Here is a 26,279-nt window from a genome sequence, read left to right on the forward strand (position 1 = left end):
TGTTTAGATTGCTAGTGTTAATCACATATGATGTAAAGACAACGACCAGTGCGGGCCAACGAAGGCTGCGCAGAGTCTCAAAACTGTGCCAGAACTACGGCCAGAGAGTTCAAAACTCCGTCTTTGAATGTAATGTAGACGCTGCTCAATTCGCCAGCCTGAAGATTCAATTGACGGATATTATAGATCAAAAGGAAGACAGCCTGCGCTTCTATCAATTTGGGAACAACTATAAAAACAAGGTTGAGCATATCGGCGTGAAAGAATCTATTGATATGGAAGGGCCACTAATTATCTAGTGCGAATGTATAGTGCACATGAAATCCCCGGGGGATTCGCACCACGTTTTTTCTATAATTATAGGTAAAGTCCATTTTATGGTTTGTTGCAAAATGAAAAAGACCTATTTTTAGCTTGATTCTATAGCTCTTTTGATTAGTTACATCATATTAAGAACGAAATGTGATTTTCACAATCATTTTTCGCTGTCGCATCCTACGCGGATGCGTGGATTGAAATTTTCACTTGCTCAGAGTCTGTCATATCCGTCCAGTCGCATCCTACGCGGATGCGTGGATTGAAATTGTAATACAATATGCTCATTCAGCAAACCAATGCTCGTCGCATCCTACGCGGATGCGTGGATTGAAATAGCAACTGGATCAGCTATTTGTCATTCGGGGTCAAAGTCGCATCCTACGCGGATGCGTGGATTGAAATCAATATATAGTATACCATAATGCGGAAGATTATTAACTGTCGCATCCTACGCGGATGCGTGGATTGAAATCCTGTAGTAAATAACGATGATCCAGAGCGTATACGTCGCATCCTACGCGGATGCGTGGATTGAAATACAAATAAGAATCGCCGTACAGAAGTCATTCGCCGTCGCATCCTACGCGGATGCGTGGATTGAAATACCTTGGACTTGCATTGAACCCTGATATTTTTTAAAGTCGCATCCTACGCGGATGCGTGGATTGAAATTGGTGAGCTTAACAAAGCCCTTAAAGATTTAACCAGGTCGCATCCTACGCGGATGCGTGGATTGAAATAGATGATTGATGACGGCTGCTGCGCGACATCGAGGTCGCATCCTACGCGGATGCGTGGATTGAAATTGGATGCCGCCAGCGATAACATCAAATGCGCCGGTCGCATCCTACGCGGATGCGTGGATTGAAATTTTAAATTCGGTAAAGAATTCCCTATCGATTTGGTCGCATCCTACGCGGATGCGTGGATTGAAATTCGGTTTCTTTCGCACAATTAAGGGCCTTTTATGGGTCGCATCCTACGCGGATGCGTGGATTGAAATAATAACGTCTATTCCAAGGAATTCGAGGAGCTAAGTCGCATCCTACGCGGATGCGTGGATTGAAATATAGCTAGTCCAACTGTTTAGATGGTAAGCGTTGTCGCATCCTACGCGGATGCGTGGATTGAAATTCCAGACTCTATGATTTTTACTAACATCTTCAGCGTCGCATCCTACGCGGATGCGTGGATTGAAATTCGTTTGTTTGTCAGTAGTAGTATCGATGGATATCCCGTCGCATCCTACGCGGATGCGTGGATTGAAATCTCATATATATTCGGCGAGAACAGAATCATTATAACGTCGCATCCTACGCGGATGCGTGGATTGAAATCGGTATAGGTCGCCTGTAATGACGCCTTGAATGTCGTCGCATCCTACGCGGATGCGTGGATTGAAATATCCAAGACAATACCGTGTACAAGGCGACATCTCGAGTCGCATCCTACGCGGATGCGTGGATTGAAATTATATGGACCTGTCAGGTTTGCGGCGAAGATATTGTCGCATCCTACGCGGATGCGTGGATTGAAATGCAATCATCAAGAAGGTGAAGGGAGCATGATTGAGTCGCATCCTACGCGGATGCGTGGATTGAAATCTCAAGATCGGCTACGACAAGTGGTCGGCTATATAGTCGCATCCTACGCGGATGCGTGGATTGAAATAAGGCGTTTGTGCTCTCGGACATGGACACAAAAACGTCGCATCCTACGCGGATGTGTGGATTGAAATATTTTTCTCGTATTCATTTACACTGAGAATTGTTGAACGTGCTCTCCGACCACGTAATTAAAAATGTGGCTTTTATGGATATGGGTTGCTGTCATGCGCACGTACCCGGCAGGAAAAGTCTATCTGAATCAGATCTCTCTACCGGGTATGACTCCTAATATAGCGCCATCTTTATTCCTTCGCCCTGCTTATGTCAGAGCATCGCCGTTTTTTTGATGATGCGGACAAAAGGCTTGCATCATGGCAACGGTCTCTCTGTCCATCTCCTTATTCCGCTTCAGCAATCCATCCGTGACTTTTTCAAAGTCAGACGAATTCATATTTTGACCAAATTTGTACTTAGCAGAAAGATCGTGAACGGTAACACGGACAACGGAGGTACTTTTAATCTGTCCGGTATAATCAGGGTCCGCCGGATCGATCGGGTCATAGCCTCCCTCTGGCTGAAGCTTGTGCATAAACGCGGATAGCGCCTTGGCTTTTTCCGTAAGGTCCGACAATATTTCTGCATAGCCCTTGATAAGCACCGATTTAAAGAAAGCTGTAGCCGGGCAGGCCAGCTTCGGATCCTTAAAGTAGGATGGAATGATTGCATATTCTTTTGCCACGGCAAAAGTAACCTTCTGATCAGCTTTAAGATTTTTCATTTTTTGTCCGGCTACGCTGCCGTGGAAATAAAGATAGTTATCATGATAGACAAAATTAAGCGGGGTAAGCTCCGGCCAGCCATCCTGGTTGATGGTTCCCAGAATGCCAAAGCTCATCTCCTGTAAAAATTGTTCGGTTTCCGTAGTATCCATCACTTCAAATTCTTTTCTCCGCATGGATGAAGTCCTCCTCCGACAATGACAGTAAATCATTATTTAGAACCCAGCTTACTGCACTTATTGACAATTAAAAAGATCCAATTTAGATTAATTTTATTAGACCATTTGAGGCGGGGGCCCAGTATGCAATTTCATATTCCTTACCATGTGTACACCGACAAGTATCCATCCAAGCGTCTCGCGCTCTACCATGCCATACGAGACTGTATTACCTCGGAAGTGCTTGTTATGAATACTAGACTTCCGTCGAGCCGGGAATTGGCCGCGTTATATGGCGTCTCTCGCGGGACAGTCAGCCAAGTATACGATATGTTGTCCTCTGAGGGGTATATTACGAGCGGGGTGGGGCGTGGCACCTTTGTATCTTTCCAGTCACCTAAGCAGAGGTCTCATGAATTCCCCCATCTAGGAGTATATTTATTATCCGACTGGGGCAATCGACTGGATGAGTTAAAGGGCTGGAGGACAGAAAATATATGGGATCATCATTGTGAAGGGTTGAGGATTGTCGACTTTCAGGCGTTTGGCCCCGATTCGCAATGGTTTCCGGATAAAGAGTGGAATCGCTGCTTGTATGCCCAGGCCAGATTGCTGGCCAATAATGAACAGAAGCATACCGATATTTCGACCTTGGGGGACGAAAGCCTCAGAGAGAGCATTGCGCAATATGTAAGGCGAGCCCGAGGAATCGCAGCTGATGCGGACCAGATTGCTGTCTTCAATGGCTCAAAACAGGCGCTCGCCCTTACTGCTCAGTTGATTATCAATCCTGGAGACCGAGTTGTCGTGGAGAATCCCGGTTATACAGGGGCGGTTAAAGCATTCCAGGCTTTAGGCGGAATCTGTGTGCATGCTCCAGTAGATGCACAGGGGATTATTCCGGACAACTGGGAGGCTAAACTGCTTCTTGTCACTCCTAACCGTCAGTTTCCTACAGGCGCTGTACTGACAATGGAGCGTCGGCAGCAACTGCTGGCATGGGCTTCCGAGAACAACTCGCTTATCCTGGAAGATGATTATGACAGTGTATTCCGTCATCGCGGCAAATCGTTGGAGCCGTTGAAAGTATTGGATCGAGAAGGGCGTGTCATTTATGTAGGGAGCTTCAGCAGTACGCTGCTTCCCCATGTCCGCATCGGCTATGCCGTTCTGCCTGCGTCCCTGATTCAGTTATTTTCCAGTGCCAAGACATTGTTTGAGCCATATCCAAGCAACTTGCTGGAGCAGCGCACGTTGGCTGCCTGGATGCAAAGTGGACAATATGAGCGCCATCTGCGGAGAATGAAAAGAGTGTATGGCAGAAAGTTCAAGCTGCTGCGCGAGCTGTTGACCTCGCGTCTATCGTCATTGTTTATGTGGATCGAGGGGGATGCGGGGCTGAGTATGTTCGGATGGTGGAGGGGCTCGGCTGAGCAATATATCAAGTTTCGCTCCCGTTGCTTTGAGGCGGGGATTCGTTGGTCAGACACAAGCGTCCAAGAAATGGCCCATGGTTCAATCCGTTACGGAGCTTATTTTTATTTTCCTCGTCTGTCAGAAGAGGCAATGGTTTATGGGGTCAACAAAATGCGGGAAATTTGGCTGGCCATCGAGTCGCAGATGTAAATGATAATTTCCGGTGGTTTAACAGGTACATGAAGATGGTTCCCAGAATGCCAAAGCTCATCTCCTGTAAAAATTGTTCGGTTTCCGCAGTATCCATCACTTCAAATTCTTTTCTCCGCATGGATGAAGTCCGGCGGGGGCCCAGTATGCAATTTCATATCCCTTACCATTGTACACCGACAAGTATCCATCCAAGCGTCTCGCGCTCTATCATGCCATACGAGACTGTATTACCTCGGAAGTGCTTGTTATGAATACTAGACTGCCGTCGAGCCGAAAATTTCCACGTTGGGTCCAGCTCGTCAATATGGTCCGAAACCCAGTTTAATCTTTGAAGAAGTGATTCAGTCCGTTCTTCAAGATATTCTTTTGCGGACAAGCTGACGGCAAGCTGTGTAGCGTTAGTATCGATGCCATTCCAATCCGCTTTCGGTACAAGGTACTCTTCGAAATCTTTATGCTGACGGCTCCCGACAATGGATACGTCCCCGGAACGAACGTAATTCCGCAGCTCTGTCAGAACGGCCATTTCGTAGTAATGCAGGTTGATAGTTCCGTCATCGTCGTAAACGTGCTTTTTGCCAGCGGTTTGAAACGAAATTCAGCGGCGCGCCTTCCGGAACTTTTCGATTCCGGTTTCAAAGTAAACAACCTTTTCTTTGATCGATTTACCGTTTTGCTTTTGAAGTTCCTCGTGGGCTTTTCTGGATCATTAAATCGGCGGAAGGAGTAAGGTCCGTATCGTGAACCAATTTTTGAAAGCTGCCACTGCCTTTCAGGTGTAGAAATCACCAATGCACAAGGGCAAGCAATTAGGGGAATTAGCATTAACCCATAGGTCAATACAAAAGAGCGTGTCGTAGACCCCAGAACCGGTCATCCTCCGCTTTACTGAGCAGCCATTCAGGATCAACAACGGTATTGTAAAAAAACAACTGATATGGTACTGTTAAATTGTTTCGCACAAAACAATCTGATTTTGTTTTGTGTGAAACAAAATCAGAAAAATTGTTTCAAATACTTCGACGGTATCGTGACTCAGGCGTCTTGCAAATCAAGTTTGTCCAACCAAACGCTTTGGACTGAGCAGCGTTGGATGAGAAGGGGAGCTAACTGGTGCGGGTGATTATGGAGTTCAAGCGCCCATGACTATTTAAAAAGTAAAGGAGCGGATAAGAATGAATTACGATGTTATTGTAGTAGGCGGAGGACCGGTAGGCATGATGTTGGCATCGGAACTGGCTTTGGCTGAAGTGAAAGTGTGCATCCTGGAGCGTTTGAAAGATACCACTCCATATTCTCGTGCCCTCACTCTTCATCCTCGAACATTGGAAATTATGGATATGCGAGGATTGAAACAAAAATTATTGAGCAAAGGGAAACCGCTCCCTACTGGACATTTTGCGGCACTGGATTGCCGTCTTAATTTCTCGGAATTGGACTCATCCTCCAATTACACACTTGTTATTCCTCAATATGACACGGAGAAAGTACTGGAAGAATGGGCCAAAAATCTTGGTGTGGAGTTACGACGAGAAGAAGAGGTTATATCCGTCCGGCAAGATGAGAAAGAGGTCGAGATAGTTGCAGTTGGTCCCAAAGGTGAATCCAGACTGACGGCAGAATATGTTGTTGGAGCAGACGGTGCAAGAAGCACGGTCAGAAAACAGGCCGGTATCCCATTCACGGGAACTAACGAGACTTTCACTGCAATGCTTGGAGACGTCGTGTTGTCAAATCCTACAGAATCGAATGTGGTTTCTCATTTCAGTGAGCAGGGTCTTGTTATGATTGTTCCCTTTACGTCCCAAATGCATCGGATAATCATGATAGACCGGGAGAGGATGGCAGTGCCAAAAGAAGAACCAGTTACGATAGAGGAGTTGCGGTCTGGATTAATTCGTATTCTAGGAAGCGATCTAGGCATTTCTGAATCATACTGGCTATCCCGCTTTGGAAATGCGACTCGGCAAGCGGAGAGCTATCGGGAGGGGAGGATTTTTCTCGCGGGGGATGCGGCACACATTCATCTTCCTGCTGGTGGACAGGGTCTGAACGTTGGTTTACAGGAAGCTATGAATATAGGGTGGAAGCTGGCAGCTAAGCTGAAGGGCAGGGCTCCGGATTGGCTACTGGATAGTTATCATCAGGAACGGTTTCCCATTAATACGGCTTTGCTCCGAAATACAGAGATTCAAGCGTTGCTGATGACCGAATTCTCACCAAGAGTGCTAGCACTTCGCAGCATGATGTCTGAACTGCTTCAGATACCCAAGGCTAATCACCTTATTTCAGCCCAAATCTCAGCATTAGATGTTCGTTATACGCCGGATGCGTATTCACCACAACACGTGTTAAACGGTAGTCGCTTAACCGATTTAAAGTTGAGCCTGGAGAACCACACCACAAAGAATGCATACGAGTTGCTTCACTCCGGTTCATTTCTGTTACTTCACCTTGCTTCGGATGAACGTCTACTAAACGCTTCCATTGAATGGTCACAATACCCTCATCTTCAGTTTGTCTGCGCATCGCTTACCGGAGAAGCATCAGAATGGGACGATGTCCATACGGCGTTGATTCGCCCGGATGGGTATATCGCATGGGCGGTTTCCCAACTGGCGACGGAGCATTTGGAAGTCATTAAGCAGGGAATTCGTCGCTGGTGCGGGGGGGACGATTTTTCATAAAAACACGATGTCGAAGCAAGGAGGAACTGATATTTCCAATCGAATTGTTTTGCGTAAAACAATTGTTGTATAATAGGAGGAGATACGTACAAAGAGGAGTAGAAAATAACTGATGCAAAATACAGATATTTCCAAACAGTGGATTTTAAAGCTTTTCCTTCAGCTCATCACACAACAAGATATGAGAGAAAGTAAATTCATGGTCAGATTCGAAGAGCAGTTGAGAATAATCGAAGCTGAATTGAATGTAAAGTTAGATCTCATTTTATCTGAGATTCATTTAATCGCATGTATTGGTGAATATGGACCGATTAACGTCACAATGATTTCTGAGAAGACTAATTTGACCAAGGGGTCTGTCACTAGAATAAGCAAAAAACTGTTGAAATTAGATCTTATTAAACGGCAGCAGCTTATTGATAATAAAAAGGAAGTATATTTTCGATTAACAGGAAAAGGAGAGAAACTGCACAAAATCCATAACCGTCTTCATCAGGAGATTGAACAGCGGTTTATGGTTTTTCTTGACAAGTATACACCCGAGCAGTTGGCTTTTTCCAGAGAGTTATTACAAGATCTGTTGGAATGGAATTATTGAAGGTACGATAAATTGAAATAAAAAACTCATCTAACAGGATTTAATAGTGAGAGAAAAGAAGGCCAGCCAGCACATGAGGGAAAAAGTGTTAGGCTGGTTTCCCATGCGATTTACACAAATCCGGATAAAGTAATGTTGAAAAAAAGTGGACCTATTGTAAGGAAGGTAACGGATAACATTTGCTCGGAAAAGAGCCGCTACGAATGGATGAGTGTCCTATCACTGACGAATGGGGGCTTGCTACTTACTGCACACTCTTGCAACTTCATTTGGGAATAAGCTTTGCCTTCCAACTAGCACAACTCCGTTATCTAGGATTGAGCCAGGAGTTTTTAGCGATGTTGAGTCAACCTTGAGATATTTAGAGAATGAAGGTGAATACGAACATTCATTCGGCAGTAAGGTGTTTAGTCACCAGGGCGATTCTGGCAATGAGAGTTCGATCTATAAAATTGATTGAAGCATAGGAGCGTCTAGCCAAGGAAATTCGAAAAGCGTCTGAAAAGTTTCCGCATTTTAGTAAGTAAAGTTCGGTCCTTCTGGCAGCTAGCAAGCGATGTCAACAGCATTAATGTATAATTGATGTAAACTTCAACAGAAACCATCGGCTGTGGGGATATTTGGCTAGTGTTTGATGGCTTAAATCTTAAGGGCAAAACCTCCAAAAAGAAGGAAGTGTTAAACAATGAATTTAGAAATGGTTATGCAGGAGCTTGAAGCTCTTGGCAAGGAACGAACCAAGAAAATTTACGGATCCAATGGCGCGCACGAACCGCTTTTTGGCGTGGCTACAGGCGATATGAAGCCCATCTTCAAGAAAATTAAAAAAAATCAACCTTTGGCTGAGCAGCTTTACAACACAGGGAACTACGATGCAATGTACTTTGCCGGCATAATTGCAGACCCAAAAGCAATGACTGAAGCGGATTTTGAGCGTTGGATGGATGCGGCTTATTTTTATATGCTATCCGATTATGTGGTTGCAGTAACCTTGGCAGAAACAGATATCGCACAAGAAGTTGCCGATAAATGGATTGCAAGCGGCGAGGAGCTGAGAATGTCAGCGGGCTGGAGTTGTTACTGCTGGCTTTTGGGTAATCGACCGGACGGTGAATTTTCCGAAAGCAAAATTGCTAATATGCTTGAAATTGTGGAAAATACGATTCACGATTCTCCCGAACGAACTAAATACGCTATGAATAATTTTATTTACACAGTGGGGGTATCCTATTTGCCGCTCCATGATAAGGCGGTCGAGACCGCAAAGACAGTAGGGCCAGTAGAAGTCAAACGGGACAAGACAAAAAGCAGGTTCCTACTCGCTTCCGAAAATATTCAAAAGGCAGTAGATAAAGGGCAACTTGGTTTTAAACGCAAATATGTAAGGTGCTAAACAATAGCCTCACCTCGCGAAGTGGCGGGGTTATCTGGACTTACCGTAGTCAAAGAAGTTGAATATTGTATTGGTTTCAAAGTGGTCTATTCAAATATCGACACTTGGTTGTAGGATGGTGAGGCATCGTAAAAGATTACAGCAACGAAAACATTGTTCCCGTTTCTGAAGATGTTCGCCGCAATCACCTGGCCGAACAGGGAGTACATATTCGGCGCTAGCTCCAGGCGCAACGCTTCCTCGTTCGACCAAATGAGGTTAAAATAGATCGTATTCTTTATTACGCTCCCTCGATACGATAGTTGAATAACACACATTGTGAGCAGGCTCTGAAGCCTGCTTATTTTTATTAACCTAACGGGCAGGATAACGCAACTTATCGTGTAAGTTTCGCGTATAATAAATGGGATAAAATGTAATTTAGATGGACTTTTATGAAAGCAAGAAGAGTGTTCATCACCTTTGTCACCGATTTCGTCTCGCAATTGGTATAGCCCGGCCGATCCCGAACAAATAGCGGCCAGGCTGACACCTCGAGGAATAGATGTATCTTTTGGCATTATTGAAAGTAACCCAGATAGGAAGCAGGTGTAGTACAATGATAGATTTGGATAAATTAGCCGAGATATTTGCTAGTGGTTCCTGTGATATAGAAGATGCCTACCGTTTAGTCATCCAGCCGAAAAGTATATTGCGTGACTTTAGGACCGTAAGGCATGGATTTCTTTTTACCATTCGTGGAGAAGCTAAAATGTGTGTGAACGGAACTGTCTACGAATTACTTCCAGGATCCGTATTTCATGCGGCTCCAGGCATGCAACTGGACTCCCAAGTTATAGGACAATCAGAGTTCGAGTACTATTCACTTTTTTATCGATTGGACAAGTTAGGTGATGAAAATAGAGGTCATGAATGCGACTCTCATTTCAAGCTTGAACCTGGAGCAAATCCGAGAGTGATAGAATTACTGATCATGCTCCATCAGAATGCCCATACACTTGGAGGGATAGCGAAACTTCGTGTCAAGGAATTATTCTTAAGCATCGTGTATCAAGTTCTGGTGGGTTGCAGGTATCGGGAGAGTGGCAGTTTTCCAAGTAAAAGGGTGATAGAGGAGGCCATTGCATACATTAACGGGCATTATATGAATCCGTTGACACTCGACGTGTTAGCTGAGTTGCATGCAATGAGTCCCAAACGCTTCTCATACTTCTTTCACAAATATACGGGGTTCCGTCCCATCGACTATGTCATTAATTATCGTATGGAAAGAGCGAGTGAATTACTTAAAGCAGGCCAGTTTCCGATCCGCGATATTGCTGTCAGTGTCGGTTATGCCAATCAGCTATATTTCAGTAGAGTATTTAAAAAGAAATTCGGTGTGTCTCCCTCCGCATACACACATAAAATAGATAATCATAAATAACCACACAGCAAGCCTAGATTAGATAATCATACATATAGCATTCGCGATTTGTGTATTTGCATTTATATTCGTCCTTGCTACACTATATATTGATAATGAGAATCATTACTAATATTTCTAGGAACGCATTATGATCACTGGGGCGTTTGATGCCGTGGAGAGGCGTGAGTTATTGATGACCAATCGGTCTGCTTCGTCTTCTTGAACATGCACGGATCGGAGTATCTCCTAGGCGCAAAATTATTATTATATATAGAAAGGTTGATAGAATTGACTACAAATAGACAATTATGTATTGGATTATCCTTATCCGCGACTTGGATGAAAGGAGTGGGCTGGCGGCGCCCAGACAGCGATGTGGAAAAAATGGAGTCAATTGACTATTACATTGATTTGGCAAAAATGGCGGAGAAGGCAAAGCTCGATTTTCTTTTCAAGGCGGATTATCTTTATGTTAGCCCGCAGATGCTGGGCGATTCCGCTAATTTTGGCAGCCCAGACCCTACAATGATGTTTGCGGCGATTGCTCGTGAAACCGAGCGGATTGGACTGGTTACAACTGTTTCCACCACTTTTAATCCACCGTATATTGTTGCAAGGCAGCTTCAGTCGTTGCATTGGCTCAGCAACGGACGTGCTGGCTGGAATATCGTAACTTCAATAGAAGGCGCAGAAAATTTCGGTGATTCACCTATGCCTTCACCGCAAGAAAGATATGCGAAAGCAATGGAATTTACGGATGTCGTACGCAAGCTCTGGGAAAGCTTCCCGAATGAAGCAATTGTGATTGACCGTGAGTCAGGTATCTTTTCTGATACGGATAAGGTTTCCTCCATTAATCATTCAGGTGAGTTTTTCAGTGTCCGGGGACCGCTTACTTTGCCTGCCCATAAATCGGGATCCATTCCTTTATTTCAAGCAGGCGCGTCAGATACAGGACGAAATTTTGCCTCTTCAGTAGCGGATGCTATTTTTGCGGCGATGCCAGACCTTGAGTCCGGAGTGGAATTGCGAAATGATTTGAGAAGAAGAGCCAAGGAACATGGACGCAATCCGGACGCCATCAAAGTTTTGCCTGGATTATATTTTTTCTTGGCTGAAACTCGCGAGGAAGCGCATGAATTACATAGGGCTGCACACGCACATTTGAGTATGGAGCGCAGACATGCATCGCTCCAATCAGTGCTGGGCCTTGATTTAAGCAGCTTTGCTTTGGATCATCGCGTAACTGCCGATATGCTCCCCGATCCGAATCAGCCAGTCCGCAGCCGGACACATGCTGAGCTGTTGCGCCGGTATATTACAAACTATCAGCCTACAGTGGAAGAGGTATTGGCAAGGCCGGAGGTCGTCGGATCTGCTCACTGGGTTTCTGTTGGAACGGTTGAAGACGTGTCGAACGATATTATTGAGCGATTTGAGGCTGGAGCGATTGACGGATTTATAGCTCTTCCAGGCGGCTCAGAACAATCGATGGAAATATTTTTTGAAAAACTGATGCCGCAGCTGGTTGAAAGAGGCTTGTTCAGAAGCGAATATGCAGGCTCGACTTTGAGGGCACATTTGAGTATTTAACATCTGATACTTATTAAAACATAGGACAGCCCTTCTAAGCTGAAAGCTTGGAGGGGCTGCCCAGTTTGTTTAAATAGGAAGCCGATGTTATCACCATAAAATTGTTGATTCGATGATGCCGCAATTAGATAATTATACATAATGATGTTATTGAATACACTCCGTTTAATCTCATATTATCCCCGTACATGAGATATCTTTCAGACTCTACTGCAAACATCTTCAAATTGAAAAATACTTTTCAAATTAGTTTGGAGAGACTGTATCGCTTGCATTAAATCCAACTTTCCAAAGCTCCCAATTAACCTCAGCTGTCTCAATCGTGCCCTGTTCAACTGCAGTCTCAGCATACCCACTATAAGAAAGTTGGAGTTGATCAGTTTGCATGAACAGTAGTGCATATTTTGCTGGAAAAGTGTTTGGAATAGTTACTTCTTCGGGAGCAGAAGCAGGAGCGGGACCTAACACAACGGAGGCACCTAACAATGCAGACAAAAACAATTTCTTCAATTGGTACATATTCTCCCGTTGGTTTATTTTGGAACCTTAATGAATCGTATTCTCCAGCGTGTCTCCAAAACGAGACTAACACCGTATATAGAACGATTAAGAGATGAACTTGACTTAAATCACCGGACTTTTAAAGCGATTCATTTTGTACATGCACTTCTAGGCCGCCGCCCACATACAATGTATAACTGTGTTGGGATAAATACCGAACGTCGTCAGACTTCTGGAGGTGGCATGGCATGACCGGATTGTTTGCGACGATTGTCTTGTTCATCAAGCAATTGTCGCTCCTTGTGTCCTACGTAAAGAACAACGCCTTCCCGCAACCACTGGCCGAAGAGGATGAAATGAAGCATTTGCAGCTCATGGCAGCAGGCAACGCTCAGTCGCGCAACACGCTCATCGAACACAACCTCCGGCTTGTGGCACACATTGTGAAGAAATTTGACAACACTGGCGAAGATTTGGAAGATTTGATTTCCATCGGCACGATCGGATTGATCAAAGCGATTGAAAGCTTTCAACCGAATAAAGGGACGAAGCTTGCGACGTTTGCCGCGCGCTGTATCGAAAATGAGATTCTGATGCATCTGCGTTCCTTGAAAAAGACACGCAAAGACGTGTCGCTCCACGACCCAATCGGGACCGATAAAGAGGGAAATGAAATTACGCTAATCGATATTCTTGGAACCGAAAGCGATGAAGTGGTTGAAAAGGTGCAGTTGAAAATCGAAAAGAGTAAAATATACCGCAATCTGGACATATTGGACGAACGCGAGCAGGAGGTTATCCGGGGCCGCTTCGGTCTGGACGGGGGCGGGGACGAACGCACCCAGCGGGAGATTGCGAAGGAACTGGGCATTTCCCGCAGCTATGTGTCACGGATTGAGAAGAGGGCGCTTATGAAGCTGTATCATGAATTTTATAAAAATAAAGGCCAAATTTGACCGGAATCCCCTGCCTGATACCAGGTGGCGGCGTCAGAGCGGGGCTTTCCATTTCTCAAACTGGCGCTTCCCGGCGGCTGCCTGATTCACATATTGCTTAAGAATCGAAATTTGCTATAATGGGGCAATAAATCGTAACAATCCACTTTGCTGCAACGAGGGGAGAACAACAACATGAATGCAAGCCAGGATGAACATAGCGATGTAAAGCAAGAAGGCACGGCGGCACTGCCGCCGCTTCCGGAATACCGGTGCAGGCACATTAGCGGAGACGCTCCCGATTGGGCCGGGATTGCAGCGATAGAGCTCGCGGATGTGGCGGCCGGAACGAGACCGCGAATGCGCACCGCCGCCCGCTCGTGCTGGTCGGACACGACACTGTATATCCGCTTCGAATGCGAGGATGATTGCGTGGTTAGCCCGTATACGAAACGCGACGATCCGCTCTATGAAGCGGATGTGGTGGAATGCTTCATCGACACGGCCGGAATGGGCCGGGCTTATTACGAATTCAATCTCAGCCCGCATAACGTCGTATTCGATTCATACATAACGAACAATCCGGGCGAGCCGATAGCATTCCATCCCGAGTGGGATGCACAACAGTTGGTCACATCCGTTGTTTATGCATCACAGCCTAAGCGCCAGGTCATTTACGAGTATGCCATCGCATTTTCTGATCTGCAGGCTACGCCGAATACGGAGACAGAATGGCGTATTAACTTGTTCCGCATCGACGAGGATGAGCTGGGAACGCGTGAATATACCGCTTGGTCCCCGACCGGCGCGGTCAACTTTCACGTTCCGGAACGGTTCGGCACATTTCGGTTTACGAAGGAGTAGGAACGGAGTGTCTCGTCCTCTCGCTCATGTCAGCGGGAACGAGGCACTTCTTTTTGATCAGGGATGCTTATGCTAATGTGACTTCATTCGAGTGCGGTGAGCGCTAACAGGCACTTCCCTCACTCTTCCTATCGTTCAGGAAGGGATGGGGAGGCTGTCTTTGGCGTATATGTCTCATGTCAATTGATTCTCAGACGATGCAACATGACCGTTAAATCACGCGGCCTAGCGCTAATCCGTTCGATCTATCGACCTTTTGAGAGACGTGCAACCTGTTGGGGGAAATGGCTTTTCGACTGAGGTGGGGAAGACAGGAGTGAAGCTCACGAACTGTAAATGTGCATTTGTATTCGCGAATTAACGCCCTTTTCGGCATTTGAACTGCAAATATGCAGTTTAAATCGTGGGTGTTCCCATTATTTATGCGATTATGCAAAAATGAACTGCACGATTGCAGTTTAGTGTCATGAAAGACGTAAAAAGGGAACTCTCAAATGTAGAATTGCAGTTGGAGAAGCGCCCTCTCCCTCTTACATCAACTGCTCGACCACGCCGCAGAGCGGATCGGTGATGCCGGAATCGTTGTTACTGATCGAAGGGGAGAGTGACACAAAGAGGCCAAAACAGAACATGACAACACCCCGAGTCATTCCTTGAGGTGTTGTCACATGAAGCGTTAACGAGTTCTAGCCCATTTCCATCGTCAAACGAACACCGCCTGCAGGGTGCAAGAACGATACGGCAAAGGTGGAGGATGCAGCCTCCCACTCCCACTCGTGTGGATACGGCTTCCCGTCCCGTTCGACCGTCACCCGGCCTGGAGCGGCTGCTGCAGCGAAGCGCAGCATGGCGCGCACCCCCTCTGGCCCGCGTATGGAATAACGGCACATGCTGCACGCCCCTTCATTGCCGCTGCTGTCTACCGCAGGCAGTTCCGTCACCCGTCCCGCGGCCGCTACCAGCACAGGCCGATCGTTCATGGCCGCGTACGCATGATTGAGGTCGACCAGCAGCGCTTGATCCCCCGGCTGGATCACCACGTGAGCGCGTACGGCGAGTCGGCCGTCGAACAGGTCGACGAACGGCCCCTCTAACCGGACGGGCTCGTTGCTGACGCTTTCGTCTAGTAGGGCGGCCGCCACGTAAGGCCCGCGATAGGCGATGAGCGCATGGCTGCGATCCCACCGCGCCTCTGCGCCGTGAACGGACTGCAGCGCCGCCAGCACTGCCTCGCGCAGCCGATCCGCCCCGGCTTCCGAGGCGGCGAATGCCGCCGGATGCTCATGCAGGCAGGCGAACGCTCCCTTGCCGACTTGCGTAATCCGGGCTTCATTATCAGGCGGCGCTTCCGATGATACGCCTAGCGTCTCGAACAAGTGATGCGCCGGATTGGCATACACCCGCGCGCCTTCGTTCCACCATTCGCGCACGCCATGATATGGATCGCTGCCGTCGCCGACATACAGCAATACGCCTCCAGCTTGTACCCATTGCGTCAGCGCATAATGGACATCCATATGCTCGGGCTTCATGAATTCATAGCTTAGTAGCAGGATGTCGTAAGAGGATAAATAATGCGGGATGCGGCGGATATTGTCCAGCTGTACCGGACGAACAGGAGCGCCGTGCTTCAAGAGCGGCAGCGCAAGGCCGAAGAAGGCATCCCACGTAATATGCTCCATCTCGGAAGCAAAGCGCTCATCCTCCTTAATATTGTGCCAGTCAAGCGCTAGATCGAGCCGTTGGTACATGCAGGAATCGGCGACGAGCACACCCATGCGCGGCTGGCTTGACTCCTCCAGCTGCGTACCGCCAGCTGCGTTGCCGCGCGTGTTGAGCAGTGGGCCGACAGGAGCGCTGACCGTGCCGCCAAGTGGCATATGGTGCAGCGAATCGATGACGGTGAGCAGCGTCGTGCCGTAATCCTCCGGAAGGGGGACCTTCTTGCTGCGATCGGAGCCAAGATATTCTCCCATATATATCCGGTGCGGCCAAGGCGTTACCTCATAATGATCAATATGTGGATGCAGCAGGGAAGCGACGACCGTTTTCTTGTAGTTCATCCGGTAATCGTCCCAGGTGATCTTCGATCGGATCATGCAGCAGCCACATGCGCCGATCACTGCCGCGAACGAGCTCCTGCATAACGCCGTACTCCAAATAAGCGGTCTCAAAGGTGCGTTCCTTGCGCACGCCCGCGTACACATTCGGCACCCGTGACGTGCCGGTCCACACCTGCGCAATGTAACCGTCGATGCCGCTTACGTCCATCAGCTTCGATTCCGGGCTTACGATGCGCCATTGACAGTAATTGATCAGGCTGTGCGTCGGCACGAAGAAGCGGATTTGGCGTCCGTATGTATGCTTGGCGTAAGACTTCAACGAGGAGCAAATGCGCTCAAGCGCCTTTTTGTACAGCTCCGCCTTGAGCTTCGACGCGCGGTACTGGGCATCGGGCGATTGATGCGGAGGCATCCACGGCTCGTTATAGAATAATTCCCACTCGCGTTGAAAGGCGGGGGAATAGCCAGCTTCCACCCAGAACTCGGGCTCTTCCATATAGAAGGCCTCTACACCGGCATCGACGGCTTTCTTCAGACGGCCTGCCACGAAGTCGGAAAACGATACGGTCGGCACCATGTACGGCACATCATCGGTTTCATGAATAAGCCGGGTGCCGTTGGCTCTTGTCTGTGCCTCGTCCCAATGCGGCTTGCCGTCGATTTGACCGGTCAAATAGGGCTGATATTCCCCCCATGCCGTGCCGGTCATCAAGCCGACGCGGTACCCTTCGTCCGTCCAGCTTCGAATTCGTTCCTCCATCGTGTCGTCAATACCGTATACAAGCGCCATATCTGTCTGCAGGTTGATCGCAGCTTCATATGGAGCTATTTCTTGAAAGACCGTCTTTTCGCCGGGCCGTTGACGTTGCAGCATGCCGCATTCCTTCTTTCCGTAATATTCTCAGTTGAATAAACCTGCGCTTGATTGCATTGTACACCAATTCAGCAGATGAAATCCTCCGCTCTAACCACTATACATCTTGTTGAAGATGAGGAACGAATGAACGCTTTCTTCCCGCATGCATACACTAACCTATGCCCATGCATTTTGATGCTGATGGAGGCGAAAAATTCGAGAGGATGGATTACGATGAAGCGGAGCAATGTGTCATTTGACTGTCTCGCCCTTGTGCTGTTTGTGCTGCTTGCCCTGTGCTGCCTGCTGTTGTTTCATATACAAAATGTTACATTTTAACGATTGCCATGCCTAGACATATTCCGAATCGAAAAGACAAATACTGTGATGGAATAGAAATAGAACCATAGTTTGACGCAGGAGGTGGGGGCATGGCAGCATCTAGCAAATCCCAGTCCGCAAAATGGAAGCTGGGGAATTGGACCCTGTCGGAGCAGGAGTACAAAAAAATCGCCAAACAGCGTGAGCCGTCCCGGTCCGTATTCAAAAATTGCATACGGGCTTTTTTGGTCGGCGGCACGATCTGTCTAATCGGACAAGCCTTACAACAGATGTACATGACGTTCTTCCATATGAGCGAGAAGCAGGCAACCAATCCGACCGTAGTGACATTGATTCTGATCTCTGTCATTCTGACATGCTTCGGAGTGTACGACAAAATTGCGCAGTGGGCCGGAGCGGGCTCGGCTGTTCCCGTTACCGGATTTGCCAACTCGATGTGCTCGGCGGCCTTGGAGCATCGCGCAGAGGGGCTGGTGCTTGGCGTTGGGGGCAACATGTTCAAGCTCGCTGGTTCCGTTGTCGTGTTCGGGACGGTGGCTGCCTTTATTGTGGCGCTCGTCTATTATCTGTTCGGTCTTCAGCATTAAGGCGAGGACGGACATTCCGACAAGAGGAAGGAGGAGGCATTCCGATGCAAGTAGGTCGCACATGGCAGTTTGCGAACCGACCTGTCATTATCGGCACCGCAACCGTCGTCGGGCCGGATGAGGGAGAGGGGCCTCTCGCAGCCGATTTTGATTTCATTCACGATGATTTGGATATGCAGGAGAAAAGCTGGGAGAAGGCCGAGCGCAAGCTATTGGAACAGGCCACCCAGTTAGCCGTTGTGAACGCCAATATTACGCAGGATCAATTGAACTTTTTTGTCGGCGGCGACTTGATGAATCAGATTATAAGCAATTCATTTGCCGCCCGGACGCTCGGTGTCCCTTATATCGGCGTCTTCGGCGCGTGTTCCACTTCGATGGAGACGCTCGCGATAGCCTCGCTGCTCGTTGACTCCGGCAATGCGAACTATGCGATGGCGGGGACGTGCAGCCATAACTGCACAGCCGAGAAGCAGTTCCGCTATCCGACGGAATATGGCTCCCAAAAACCGCCGACCGCCCAATATACAGTAACAGGATCAGGAGCGGCGGTAGTGGCCAAAAAAGGAGTGGGTCCGCGAGTGACTGCAGCGACAATCGGGAAGATTGTCGATCTTGGCATAACGGATCCCTTTAATATGGGAGCGGCGATGGCGCCTGCGGCAGTAGATACCATATTGACGCATCTGAAAGACTTGAACCGCTCTCCTCAGGACTACGATCTCATCGCGACGGGCGACTTGGCCAGCGTCGGGCATCCGATTGCAAGGGACTTATTCAAAAAGCACGGCGTGCCGATGGATGAAGCCAATTTTCAAGATTGCGGACTCATGATGTTTGACGTAGAGAAACAATCCGTGCAAGCCGGCGGCAGCGGATGCGCCTGCTCCGCCGTGGTGACGTACGGACATATTTTGAAGCGCATGCAAAAAGGAGAACTGCGGCGCGTGCTTGTTGCAGCAACGGGGGCGCTGCTGTCTCCGTTGTCTTACCAACAAGGGGAGACCATTCCCTGCATTGCGCATGCCGTCACGATTGAAATGGAAGGATGATATGTAATGATGACTTATTTATGGGCCTTCATTATCGGGGGACTCATTTGCGTAATTGGCCAGCTTATGTTTGATGTGGCAAAGCTGACTCCGGCGCATACGATGAGCATTCTCGTTGTGACAGGCGCGATAGTCGATGGCTTGGGTTGGTATGAGCCGCTTATCGACTTTGCCGGCGCAGGCGTTACCGTGCCGATTACCAGCTTCGGGAACTCGCTTGTCCACGGTGCGTTGACGGACCTGAAGTCAGATGGCTGGGTCGGAGCCGTGAGCGGAATTTTCAAGACAACGAGCGCAGGGATATCGGCAGCCATCGTCTTTTCCTTTCTGGCAGCCCTGGTCGTGCGTCCCAAAGGCTAGTCCTTCTCCTTCAATACCCATAATGATAAGCTCCGAGCCACTGGCAGCGGGGCTTATTTTTTTGCCAAAGCTTCCAAATCTATTCGGATGATCCGTACATGTACCTTATTCCTCGAATGGTGTAAAATGAAAAAATGTAAGCGAAACGCATCTGATTAAGCTCATCAGACGTGTTGTGAATCCGCCAAATTTTTATATGGAAGGGGAGGTCGTTGCCATGCCAACCTATCATTCGCTGCATTCCGTCATGAAGCAGATGCAATCGACATTGGAACGATGTATTTTGGGAAAGGCATTTGAAATTGAATTGCTGTTAACCGCCTTGCTGGCCGGCGGCCACGTCCTTATTGAAGATGTGCCGGGCACAGGCAAGACTCAACTTGTGAAGTCACTCGCCCGTACGATGAATGGACAATTCCGCCGGGTTCAATGCAACCCGGACATACTGCCTACCGATATTACCGGAGTTTTTATTTTTCATCCGAAAGAGCAGGAGTTCGTGTATCGGCCGGGTCCGGTGATGACGAACGTGCTGCTCGTCGACGAGATTAACCGGGCGACGACGAAGACGCAGTCGGCGCTGCTTGAAGCGATGGAGGAGCACCACATCACAGTAGACGGCGAGACGTTCGACTTGCCTTCGCCGTTTGTGCTCTTCGCGACGCAGAATCCGATTGAATTCGAAGGAACCTTCATGCTGCCGGAAGCGCAGCTTGATCGCTTCATGTTCAAGGTCCATCTCGGGTATCCGGACGAAACGACCGAACGGACGATGCTGGCCCGTCACATGGAAGGGCTGCCTTCGGAGAGAGTAGAACCGGTGACGGACATAGCCGCGATCAAAGAAATGCAGGAAGCTGCTCGCTGCGTGCATATTGATGACGCTGTTGCAGCTTATATTATTGACATTGTGCGCGCGACTCGCGAGCACCCTCATATCGTCTTGGGCGCAAGCCCGCGCGCTTCGGTAGCTTTGATGCAAGCTGCCAAAGCCAGGGCCTGGATTCGCGAGCGAAGCTTCGTTACGCCGGATGATGTGAAAATTTTGCTTCCTTATGCGCTGAACCACCGCCTTGTGCTCGGCATGGAAGCGAAGATGGACGGGATAAGCGGCAATCATATTTTGCGGGAAGTGGTGCAGAACATACCGGTGCCGATTCGAATGGAGATATGAGCATGAATAACATGGAACTTATTCCACGCCAAGGTCGTTCGCGCAAGCGGCCGATTGTTATCGCGGTTGGAATCTATGTCTCGTGTCTGTTCTATTTTCTGTTTCAAGGCGGCAAGACCTCGTTCATGCTTCTGTCGATGGCGACGCTGCTTGCGGTCTACTGGTTGTCCGGACTGGCGGGAGGCATTCGCAGAGTACGCGGGGAACGAACGCTAGGAACCGGGATGAGCAAGTTCGTCCCTGCACGGTCCAGAATCAACGTATCCGTGCGGATTGCCGTTCCAGGCTGGTTTCCGCTGCCATATCTCATTGTGCGGGAACAATTGTGGCGCTTCGGAGAGCGTTATTACGATGAAGAAACCGTCGTCAGCTTGGATGCGAAGCGTAGTGCCGTGTTGTCCTATCGCACGCCGTTTTTACAGCGGGGCTGGTATCGTTATGAGGCGACTTCTTGCTGCTCGAGGGATTTATTCGGTGTGTTCGAGCATCACGGCAAGTTCGAAGCTCCCGCAACCTTCTATGTGATGCCGGCAACCGTGTCGATTCCGAGGTGGAATCAGGCGGAGCGGCAGGACGGTCAAGGCCATCTGGCGCAGAGCCGTCAAATGAGCAGAAGGGAATCCACACAATTAAACGGAGTGCGTGAATACGTCCATGGCGATCGGCTCTCGCGCATTCATTGGAATGCGACAGCAAAGACGGGGGTATTGAAGTCGAAGCAGTTCGATCGCGAATCCTCTTCGCCTATTCTCATCGTGATGGATGTGAGAGCTGAAGTATATGAGGAGGCGCACACCTTTGAGACAGCCATAAGCGCGTCCGCTTCATTGGCTGATTATGCCAGAATGAATGAGCGGCCGGCTTACATCGCTGCTATTGGCAACGGCCTGAAATGGTGGGATGCAGATACAGTACGCACGCAGCCGCTAGCCTTCAAGCAATGGCTGTCAGCCGTACATCAGGAGCGGCCAGAGCAAGAAGAAGGCCGTCTTTACAAGCAGCTTATAGAGCGTGGCTTGCGCTTAAACGGTGCTGCGATTGCTTGGATTAGCGGCCGCTTGACAGACGAGGACGCATCCGTTGCCAGCTCTTTGTCCAAGGCAGGGGGATATGGCACTTACGTCCAGGTTCAGGGCGGCGGAGACGCACCGGCAGACAATGCCCGGATTCGAATGCTTGGCAAGCATCGATTTCAATATATTCCGCTTGGCCAGCTCCAACAGTTGCCTCAGCTGCTGGGAGGTGAAGCGCGTTGAATCTCGCGAGGCGTTCGAACGCGGCAAAGCGTCCGCTGTCACAGAAGCCGCCTTCGTCAACGAAGCGATTACAGCGGTTTCTGTTTTCTCACTGGAATGAAAGGTTGATATGGACATGCCTTATCGCAATGTCCTGGCAGTGGATCGTCATGCTTGAGCCGTACTGGTTCGACGAGACGATTGTTATGTCCAAAGCTGCCTTAATTGTGCTCTGGGGCGCTTCCGTCATCTTTCCCATGCATTTTGCCGGGAGACTCTTAATCGGCCTGCCTCTTATTTTGTGGGTTGTCTATAGAGAACTCATTCAATACGATCTCTGGGCTTCCGGCAGCAAACTATCGGAATCGTTTGCTTCTTTTCATCCTTATATTTGGTTTGTGCTCGGCTTGTGGCTGGTCTATGAGGCAATCGGGCAAATTGTGAGAGGATGCGGCAGGGTCATTATTTGGCTTCTTGTGCAAATTATTGTATTTGGAATACTGGACTCCTTTACGGAAACGATGCTCTGGCAGCAGGTGGCTTGGATTGTCGGCGCTTCATTGGTGTGGCTCATTACCTTGCATTTTGGACAAATGAAGCAGCAGTATCCTCATATATGGCGCAATTCATTGCGTTATCCGCTCCAAATGGCGATGAGCGCCTTCTTTATCATTGCCGTTATTATGTCTATCGGAGTCAGTGTGCCGGAGTTCGAACCGATATTAACGGATCCATATACGGCATGGAATAACCGGTACGGCGACGGCGGCAACATCGTCGAACGCATTATGGCGGACGTCACGGGATCCGGCGATTCTGCGCGTACGAGCACATCGGGGTATAGTCAGCAGGATAGCCAGCTCGGAAATGGATTTCAAATGGACTATATGCCGGTTATGACCGTGGAATCAGATGCGAGAGGATACTGGCGGGGCGAGGCGAAGGAGCTATACACCGGGCAAGGGTGGCGGGATTTGAACCGGACCGACGCTCAGGAGCAAGTGCGAACGGATACGCGCATTGAAGCGGAAGGCGCGCCATCAAGCGGAATACCGACCCGTGAAATCAAGCAGACGTTCCATATGGCGAGCGGGCAAGCGTATCCGGTGCTGTTTGGCATGCAGGCAATTGAATCCATTAACGACATCAAGAGCGAAAATATTGGCGAGCTCTGGTGGAATGGAAGAGATAGCGAAATTCATTATTTGGGTTCGCCAAGCTCACCGTATCCGGATAGCTATACCGTCGTCTCGCGGGTTCCTGTCGTGTCTGAGGAGAAGCTGCGCCAAGCCTCGGCAGGAGATGGCAACGCCGCAGAACGTTTCGGCTTCAGCAAGTATGTGCAGCTTCCAGAGAAGCTGCCCCCGCGCGTGCGCGATCTTGCCGAGCAGTTGACGGCGAATGCGACGAACGATTACGATAAAGCGAAGCAAATCGAGAACTATTTGCGCAGCCAGTTCAAATATACGAATACGCCCGACATCTCATTGCGCGCCAGTGAAGATTTCGTGGACGGGTTCTTGTTTGAAGTGAAGGAAGGGTATTGTGATTATTTCTCAACGGCGATGGCCGTGATGCTGCGTTCGGTCAATGTGCCGACCCGTTGGGTCAAAGGATACGCCCCCGGAGTTCGTGAAGGCATGAGCGATCATATGATGCTGGGCCAATTCGATCCTGATTCCGGTGGCACTTTCCGTGTCACGAACGCAGATGCCCATTCATGGGTGGAAGTGTATATGGGCGATTACGGCTGGATTGCGTTTGAGCCAACGCCTGGATTCAGCATGCCTCGATGGGAACCGAAGGAAGAAGAGAAGACGGAGCCAGCTATCGAACAAGAAAAAACGAAAGAAAAAGTGCAGGACAAAGAGACGCTCAGCAAGCAGGAACAGACGCAATCGTCTTTGCCGGCTTGGGTGACGACAGCGGCTCGTATGATTGTTTTGGCCATCCTTATTGGTGCGCTGGCGTTTTTCTTGTGGAGATGGCGGGCGGTAGGTTTCTCGCTTCGGTGGATTCGCAAATGGAGACGCAATTTAACGCCGAATGAAAAAATTGTTCTGGAGACCGAAATGTGGATCAGTTATTGCCGCCTGAAGGGGATGCGCAAAGCGCCGCACGAAACGGTGCGGGAAGCGGCTTACCGTTGGTGCAAGGGCAATGACGAACGTTATGCCTCCGTCAATACGATCGTTCCGTTGTTTGAACAAGCCAAATATGGTCACGATGTTGCTCAGGAAGCGGACGTAGAACGATTGAAAGTCGCCGTGCGCCAATTTAAGCAGGCGGGATGAGTATGGAAGGTTTCCGAAAGTTAACGGCAAAAGAGACGGAATGAAAGCGGGAAAGCTAGAGAATGGGCGCGTGAATGTGACGATTGCATGCCGTTCCGTACAGGAACGGCATTTTTTTGCACGAAAAACAAAGAATATGGTATAGTTTTTCGTATGAAAACGAGGTGACTGCTTTGTTGGAAGGGCTTATTCCCCGTCTTCGGGTGAGCACGGTCTATGACATCGATCTGGCCATGCTGAAGGAGAAAGGGATTCAAGGGATTATTACAGACTTGGACAATACCCTTGTAGGTGCGAAAGACCCTCTGGCGACACCGCAACTGGCCGCATGGCTAGAGGAAGTGAAACGCCAAAAATTTAAGGTGGTCATTGTATCGAACAATGATCATACACGCGTATCCCGCTTCGCAACGCCGCTTGATATTCAATTTGTTCACGCGGCACGCAAGCCAGCGCAACGAGCCTTTCATAAAGCGCTTCAGCTAATGGGGCTTACACCTGATCAAACGGTCGTCGTCGGCGACCAGATGCTTACGGATGTTCTCGGGGGCAATCGCATCGGTATGTTTACAATATTGGTCCAGCCGATAGCCATTCAGGATGAAGGCTGGATGACACGCGTCAATCGACGCATCGAGCGCATCGTTACGGCTCGACTGCGTAAAAAAGGATTGTGGCACGAGGAGGAACGACATTGAGTGAAATGAAAGAGGCACGAGCTTGCAGCGGCTGTGGCGTGACGCTGCAGACGGAGCGCTCGGAACAACCGGGTTACGTGCCGGGCAAAGCTTTGGAACGGACGCCGATTATATGTCAGCGCTGCTTCCGGATTAAACATTATAACGAAGCGGCTTCTGTCGCAATAGACCAGGATGAATTTTTGCGTATGCTGGGACGCATCGGCGAGGAGGACGCACTCGTCATTCATATCGTTGACTTGTTCGATTTTGACGGGAGCGTCATCTCGGGGCTGCAGCGCTTCGTTGGCAACAACCCGGTGCTGCTGGTCGTGAACAAAATCGATTTGCTGCCGAAAGCGACGAACTGGAACCGCATTACCAACTGGGTGCAGCGTCAGGCGAAGGAGCACGGCTTGCGCATCGTAGACGTCATTCTCGTCAGCGCGAAGCGCAACCAAGGGTTTGAACGCCTGGTTGACCAGGTCGGGGAGTGGCGTCAAGGACGCGATGTCTATGTCGTCGGGGCAACCAATGTCGGAAAATCGACTCTCATAAACCGTCTTATCAACGATTACAGCGACATGGAGCAAGAATTGACGACGTCGCGCTATCCGGGCACGACACTCGATGTCGTGCATATTCCGCTTGATGACGGCAAGCATATTATCGATACGCCGGGAATTGTATACCCGAGCCGCATGACTGAGCTGGCGCATCGTGAAGATTTGGGCGCGCTGCTGCCCGACAAGCCGCTGAAGCCTGCAGTATATCAGCTGAATGCAGGGCAGACGTTGTTCTTTGGCGCTTTTGCGCGTTTCGACTTCTTGGAAGGGGAACGCCAATCCTTTACTTGCTACGTCTCGAACGGGCTTCCTATCCATCGGACAAAGCTGGAACGGGCCGATGAATTGTATCGTGACCACCGGGGCGAGCTGCTTGCTCCGCCTACGCGTGAGCGTGCGGACGAGCTTCCTGCCTGGACGAAGCATCAATTCCGAATTGCGCGGGGGGGCGAGACCGACGTCTTTATTTCGGGTCTCGGATGGATAACCTGCAACGGAACAGCCGGGGCGCTTGTGGAAGTCCATGCTCCAAAGGGAGTCAAGGTGCTTACACGCCGTTCGTTGCTATAAACGGCATTTTATAATAGAACTTGGGCAGAGGAG

Annotated in this window: 21 protein-coding genes, 1 pseudogene and 1 CRISPR repeat array; of the genes and pseudogenes, 17 read left to right on the plus strand and 5 right to left on the minus strand. The window is 49.1% G+C overall.

Annotation, left to right across the window (positions count from 1 at the left end; translation table 11 throughout):
- Positions 1-8: 8 nt before the first annotated feature.
- Positions 9-299, plus strand: coding sequence for a CRISPR-associated endonuclease Cas2 (gene cas2 / locus JSQ80_RS18870; RefSeq protein WP_206096315.1), 291 nt, complete (start codon positions 9-11; stop codon positions 297-299).
- Positions 300-487: 188 nt separating this feature from the next.
- Positions 488-2,056: direct repeats of the CRISPR family, unit length 32 nt; unit sequence GTCGCATCCTACGCGGATGCGTGGATTGAAAT.
- Between the two features lie 188 nt (positions 2,057-2,244).
- Here the strand turns inward: cas2 and JSQ80_RS18875 are convergent.
- The gene (locus tag JSQ80_RS18875) at positions 2,245-2,880 is read right to left on the minus strand and encodes a pyridoxamine 5'-phosphate oxidase family protein (protein WP_206096316.1); all 636 of its coding nucleotides are present in this window, start codon (positions 2,878-2,880) and stop codon (positions 2,245-2,247) included.
- A gap of 126 nt (positions 2,881-3,006) precedes the next feature.
- On the opposite strand from JSQ80_RS18875, the gene pdxR reads away from it, so the two are divergent.
- A complete protein-coding gene (gene pdxR, locus JSQ80_RS18880; protein WP_206096317.1) occupies positions 3,007-4,488 on the plus strand; it encodes a MocR-like pyridoxine biosynthesis transcription factor PdxR in 1,482 nt (493 codons plus the stop codon).
- Positions 4,489-4,780: 292 nt separating this feature from the next.
- Here pdxR and JSQ80_RS18885 read toward each other — a convergent pair.
- Positions 4,781-5,117 (minus strand): annotated as a pseudogene (locus JSQ80_RS18885) (Tn3 family transposase); the annotation flags it as partial.
- Positions 5,118-5,666: 549 nt separating this feature from the next.
- Here JSQ80_RS18885 and JSQ80_RS18890 point away from each other — a divergent pair.
- The 5 genes from JSQ80_RS18890 to JSQ80_RS18910 all read left to right on the plus strand — a co-directional run bounded on the left by JSQ80_RS18890 (position 5,667) and on the right by JSQ80_RS18910 (position 12,170).
- Positions 5,667-7,178, plus strand: coding sequence for a monooxygenase (locus tag JSQ80_RS18890; RefSeq protein WP_206096318.1), 1,512 nt, complete (start codon positions 5,667-5,669; stop codon positions 7,176-7,178).
- Between the two features lie 112 nt (positions 7,179-7,290).
- Positions 7,291-7,776: a MarR family transcriptional regulator gene (locus tag JSQ80_RS18895; RefSeq protein ID WP_206096319.1), complete on the plus strand. Its 486-nt coding sequence runs from the start codon at positions 7,291-7,293 to the stop codon at positions 7,774-7,776.
- Positions 7,777-8,461: 685 nt separating this feature from the next.
- Positions 8,462-9,169, plus strand: coding sequence for a DNA alkylation repair protein (locus tag JSQ80_RS18900; RefSeq protein WP_087432519.1), 708 nt, complete (start codon positions 8,462-8,464; stop codon positions 9,167-9,169).
- A gap of 598 nt (positions 9,170-9,767) precedes the next feature.
- The gene (locus JSQ80_RS18905) at positions 9,768-10,595 is read left to right on the plus strand and encodes a helix-turn-helix transcriptional regulator (protein ID WP_206096320.1); all 828 of its coding nucleotides are present in this window, start codon (positions 9,768-9,770) and stop codon (positions 10,593-10,595) included.
- A 270-nt stretch (positions 10,596-10,865) separates the two neighbouring features.
- Positions 10,866-12,170, plus strand: a complete 1,305-nt coding sequence (locus tag JSQ80_RS18910) for an NtaA/DmoA family FMN-dependent monooxygenase (RefSeq protein ID WP_206096321.1) — start codon at positions 10,866-10,868, stop codon at positions 12,168-12,170.
- 246 nt (positions 12,171-12,416) lie between these two features.
- Here the strand turns inward: JSQ80_RS18910 and JSQ80_RS18915 are convergent, their stop codons facing one another.
- Positions 12,417-12,680: a hypothetical protein gene (locus tag JSQ80_RS18915; protein WP_206096322.1), complete on the minus strand. Its 264-nt coding sequence runs from the start codon at positions 12,678-12,680 to the stop codon at positions 12,417-12,419.
- Between the two features lie 239 nt (positions 12,681-12,919).
- Between JSQ80_RS18915 and sigK the strand changes: the two genes are divergently transcribed.
- Positions 12,920-13,627: an RNA polymerase sporulation sigma factor SigK gene (gene sigK / locus JSQ80_RS18920; protein WP_087432523.1), complete on the plus strand. Its 708-nt coding sequence runs from the start codon at positions 12,920-12,922 to the stop codon at positions 13,625-13,627.
- Between the two features lie 174 nt (positions 13,628-13,801).
- Positions 13,802-14,470 (plus strand): carbohydrate-binding family 9-like protein, encoded by a 669-nt coding sequence (locus tag JSQ80_RS18925; RefSeq protein ID WP_206096323.1) that lies wholly within the window; start codon positions 13,802-13,804, stop codon positions 14,468-14,470.
- A 686-nt stretch (positions 14,471-15,156) separates the two neighbouring features.
- Here JSQ80_RS18925 and JSQ80_RS29170 read toward each other — a convergent pair.
- Together JSQ80_RS29170 and JSQ80_RS29175 are read right to left on the minus strand one after the other, a co-directional pair.
- Positions 15,157-16,533, minus strand: coding sequence for a hypothetical protein (locus JSQ80_RS29170; protein WP_240463720.1), 1,377 nt, complete (start codon positions 16,531-16,533; stop codon positions 15,157-15,159).
- On the minus strand, positions 16,484-17,407 hold the full coding sequence (locus tag JSQ80_RS29175; protein WP_240463721.1) for a hypothetical protein: 924 nt from the start codon (positions 17,405-17,407) through the stop codon (positions 16,484-16,486). Before JSQ80_RS29175 ends, JSQ80_RS29170 begins: the two co-directional genes overlap by 50 nt.
- Positions 17,408-17,820: 413 nt before the next feature.
- Between JSQ80_RS29175 and spoVAC the strand changes: the two genes are divergently transcribed.
- From spoVAC to yqeH, 8 genes are all read left to right on the plus strand, one after another.
- Positions 17,821-18,318, plus strand: coding sequence for a stage V sporulation protein AC (gene spoVAC, locus JSQ80_RS18935; RefSeq protein WP_206096324.1), 498 nt, complete (start codon positions 17,821-17,823; stop codon positions 18,316-18,318).
- A gap of 44 nt (positions 18,319-18,362) precedes the next feature.
- The gene (gene spoVAD / locus JSQ80_RS18940; protein WP_206096325.1) at positions 18,363-19,370 is read left to right on the plus strand and encodes a stage V sporulation protein AD; all 1,008 of its coding nucleotides are present in this window, start codon (positions 18,363-18,365) and stop codon (positions 19,368-19,370) included.
- 9 nt (positions 19,371-19,379) lie between these two features.
- Positions 19,380-19,730, plus strand: coding sequence for a stage V sporulation protein AE (spoVAE, locus tag JSQ80_RS18945; protein WP_087433049.1), 351 nt, complete (start codon positions 19,380-19,382; stop codon positions 19,728-19,730).
- A 217-nt stretch (positions 19,731-19,947) separates the two neighbouring features.
- Positions 19,948-20,904 carry an AAA family ATPase gene (locus JSQ80_RS18950; RefSeq protein ID WP_206096326.1) on the plus strand — a complete coding sequence of 319 codons (957 nt, stop codon included), beginning with the start codon at positions 19,948-19,950 and terminating at the stop codon, positions 20,902-20,904.
- A gap of 2 nt (positions 20,905-20,906) precedes the next feature.
- Positions 20,907-22,160 (plus strand): DUF58 domain-containing protein, encoded by a 1,254-nt coding sequence (locus tag JSQ80_RS18955; protein ID WP_206096327.1) that lies wholly within the window; start codon positions 20,907-20,909, stop codon positions 22,158-22,160.
- Positions 22,157-24,433 (plus strand): transglutaminase TgpA family protein, encoded by a 2,277-nt coding sequence (locus tag JSQ80_RS18960; RefSeq protein WP_240463722.1) that lies wholly within the window; start codon positions 22,157-22,159, stop codon positions 24,431-24,433. The genes JSQ80_RS18955 and JSQ80_RS18960 overlap by 4 nt, the downstream gene beginning before the upstream one ends.
- Positions 24,434-24,606: 173 nt before the next feature.
- The gene (locus JSQ80_RS18965; RefSeq protein WP_176392741.1) at positions 24,607-25,131 is read left to right on the plus strand and encodes a YqeG family HAD IIIA-type phosphatase; all 525 of its coding nucleotides are present in this window, start codon (positions 24,607-24,609) and stop codon (positions 25,129-25,131) included.
- Positions 25,132-25,136: 5 nt separating this feature from the next.
- The gene (gene yqeH, locus JSQ80_RS18970) at positions 25,137-26,246 is read left to right on the plus strand and encodes a ribosome biogenesis GTPase YqeH (RefSeq protein WP_206097660.1); all 1,110 of its coding nucleotides are present in this window, start codon (positions 25,137-25,139) and stop codon (positions 26,244-26,246) included.
- Positions 26,247-26,279 lie beyond the last annotated feature (33 nt).

This window comes from Paenibacillus apiarius (assembly GCF_017052585.1).
In the GTDB taxonomy this organism is placed as follows: domain Bacteria; phylum Bacillota; class Bacilli; order Paenibacillales; family Paenibacillaceae; genus Paenibacillus_B; species Paenibacillus_B apiarius.

Coding starts and splice junctions, on each gene's coding strand:
- spoVAC (WP_206096324.1), top strand. CDS start 17,821: ATGGCAGCATCTAGCAAATCCCAGTCCGCAAAATGGAAGCTGGGGAAT.
- JSQ80_RS18925 (WP_206096323.1), top strand. CDS start 13,802: ATGAATGCAAGCCAGGATGAACATAGCGATGTAAAGCAAGAAGGCACG.
- JSQ80_RS18905 (WP_206096320.1), top strand. CDS start 9,768: ATGATAGATTTGGATAAATTAGCCGAGATATTTGCTAGTGGTTCCTGT.
- pdxR (WP_206096317.1), top strand. CDS start 3,007: ATGCAATTTCATATTCCTTACCATGTGTACACCGACAAGTATCCATCC.
- yqeH (WP_206097660.1), top strand. CDS start 25,137: ATGAAAGAGGCACGAGCTTGCAGCGGCTGTGGCGTGACGCTGCAGACG.
- JSQ80_RS18895 (WP_206096319.1), top strand. CDS start 7,291: ATGCAAAATACAGATATTTCCAAACAGTGGATTTTAAAGCTTTTCCTT.
- spoVAE (WP_087433049.1), top strand. CDS start 19,380: ATGACTTATTTATGGGCCTTCATTATCGGGGGACTCATTTGCGTAATT.
- JSQ80_RS29170 (WP_240463720.1), bottom strand. CDS start 16,533: ATGAACTACAAGAAAACGGTCGTCGCTTCCCTGCTGCATCCACATATT.
- JSQ80_RS29175 (WP_240463721.1), bottom strand. CDS start 17,407: ATGCTGCAACGTCAACGGCCCGGCGAAAAGACGGTCTTTCAAGAAATA.
- JSQ80_RS18890 (WP_206096318.1), top strand. CDS start 5,667: ATGAATTACGATGTTATTGTAGTAGGCGGAGGACCGGTAGGCATGATG.
- JSQ80_RS18875 (WP_206096316.1), bottom strand. CDS start 2,880: ATGCGGAGAAAAGAATTTGAAGTGATGGATACTACGGAAACCGAACAA.
- JSQ80_RS18900 (WP_087432519.1), top strand. CDS start 8,462: ATGAATTTAGAAATGGTTATGCAGGAGCTTGAAGCTCTTGGCAAGGAA.
- spoVAD (WP_206096325.1), top strand. CDS start 18,363: ATGCAAGTAGGTCGCACATGGCAGTTTGCGAACCGACCTGTCATTATC.
- JSQ80_RS18950 (WP_206096326.1), top strand. CDS start 19,948: ATGCCAACCTATCATTCGCTGCATTCCGTCATGAAGCAGATGCAATCG.
- JSQ80_RS18955 (WP_206096327.1), top strand. CDS start 20,907: ATGAATAACATGGAACTTATTCCACGCCAAGGTCGTTCGCGCAAGCGG.
- sigK (WP_087432523.1), top strand. CDS start 12,920: ATGACCGGATTGTTTGCGACGATTGTCTTGTTCATCAAGCAATTGTCG.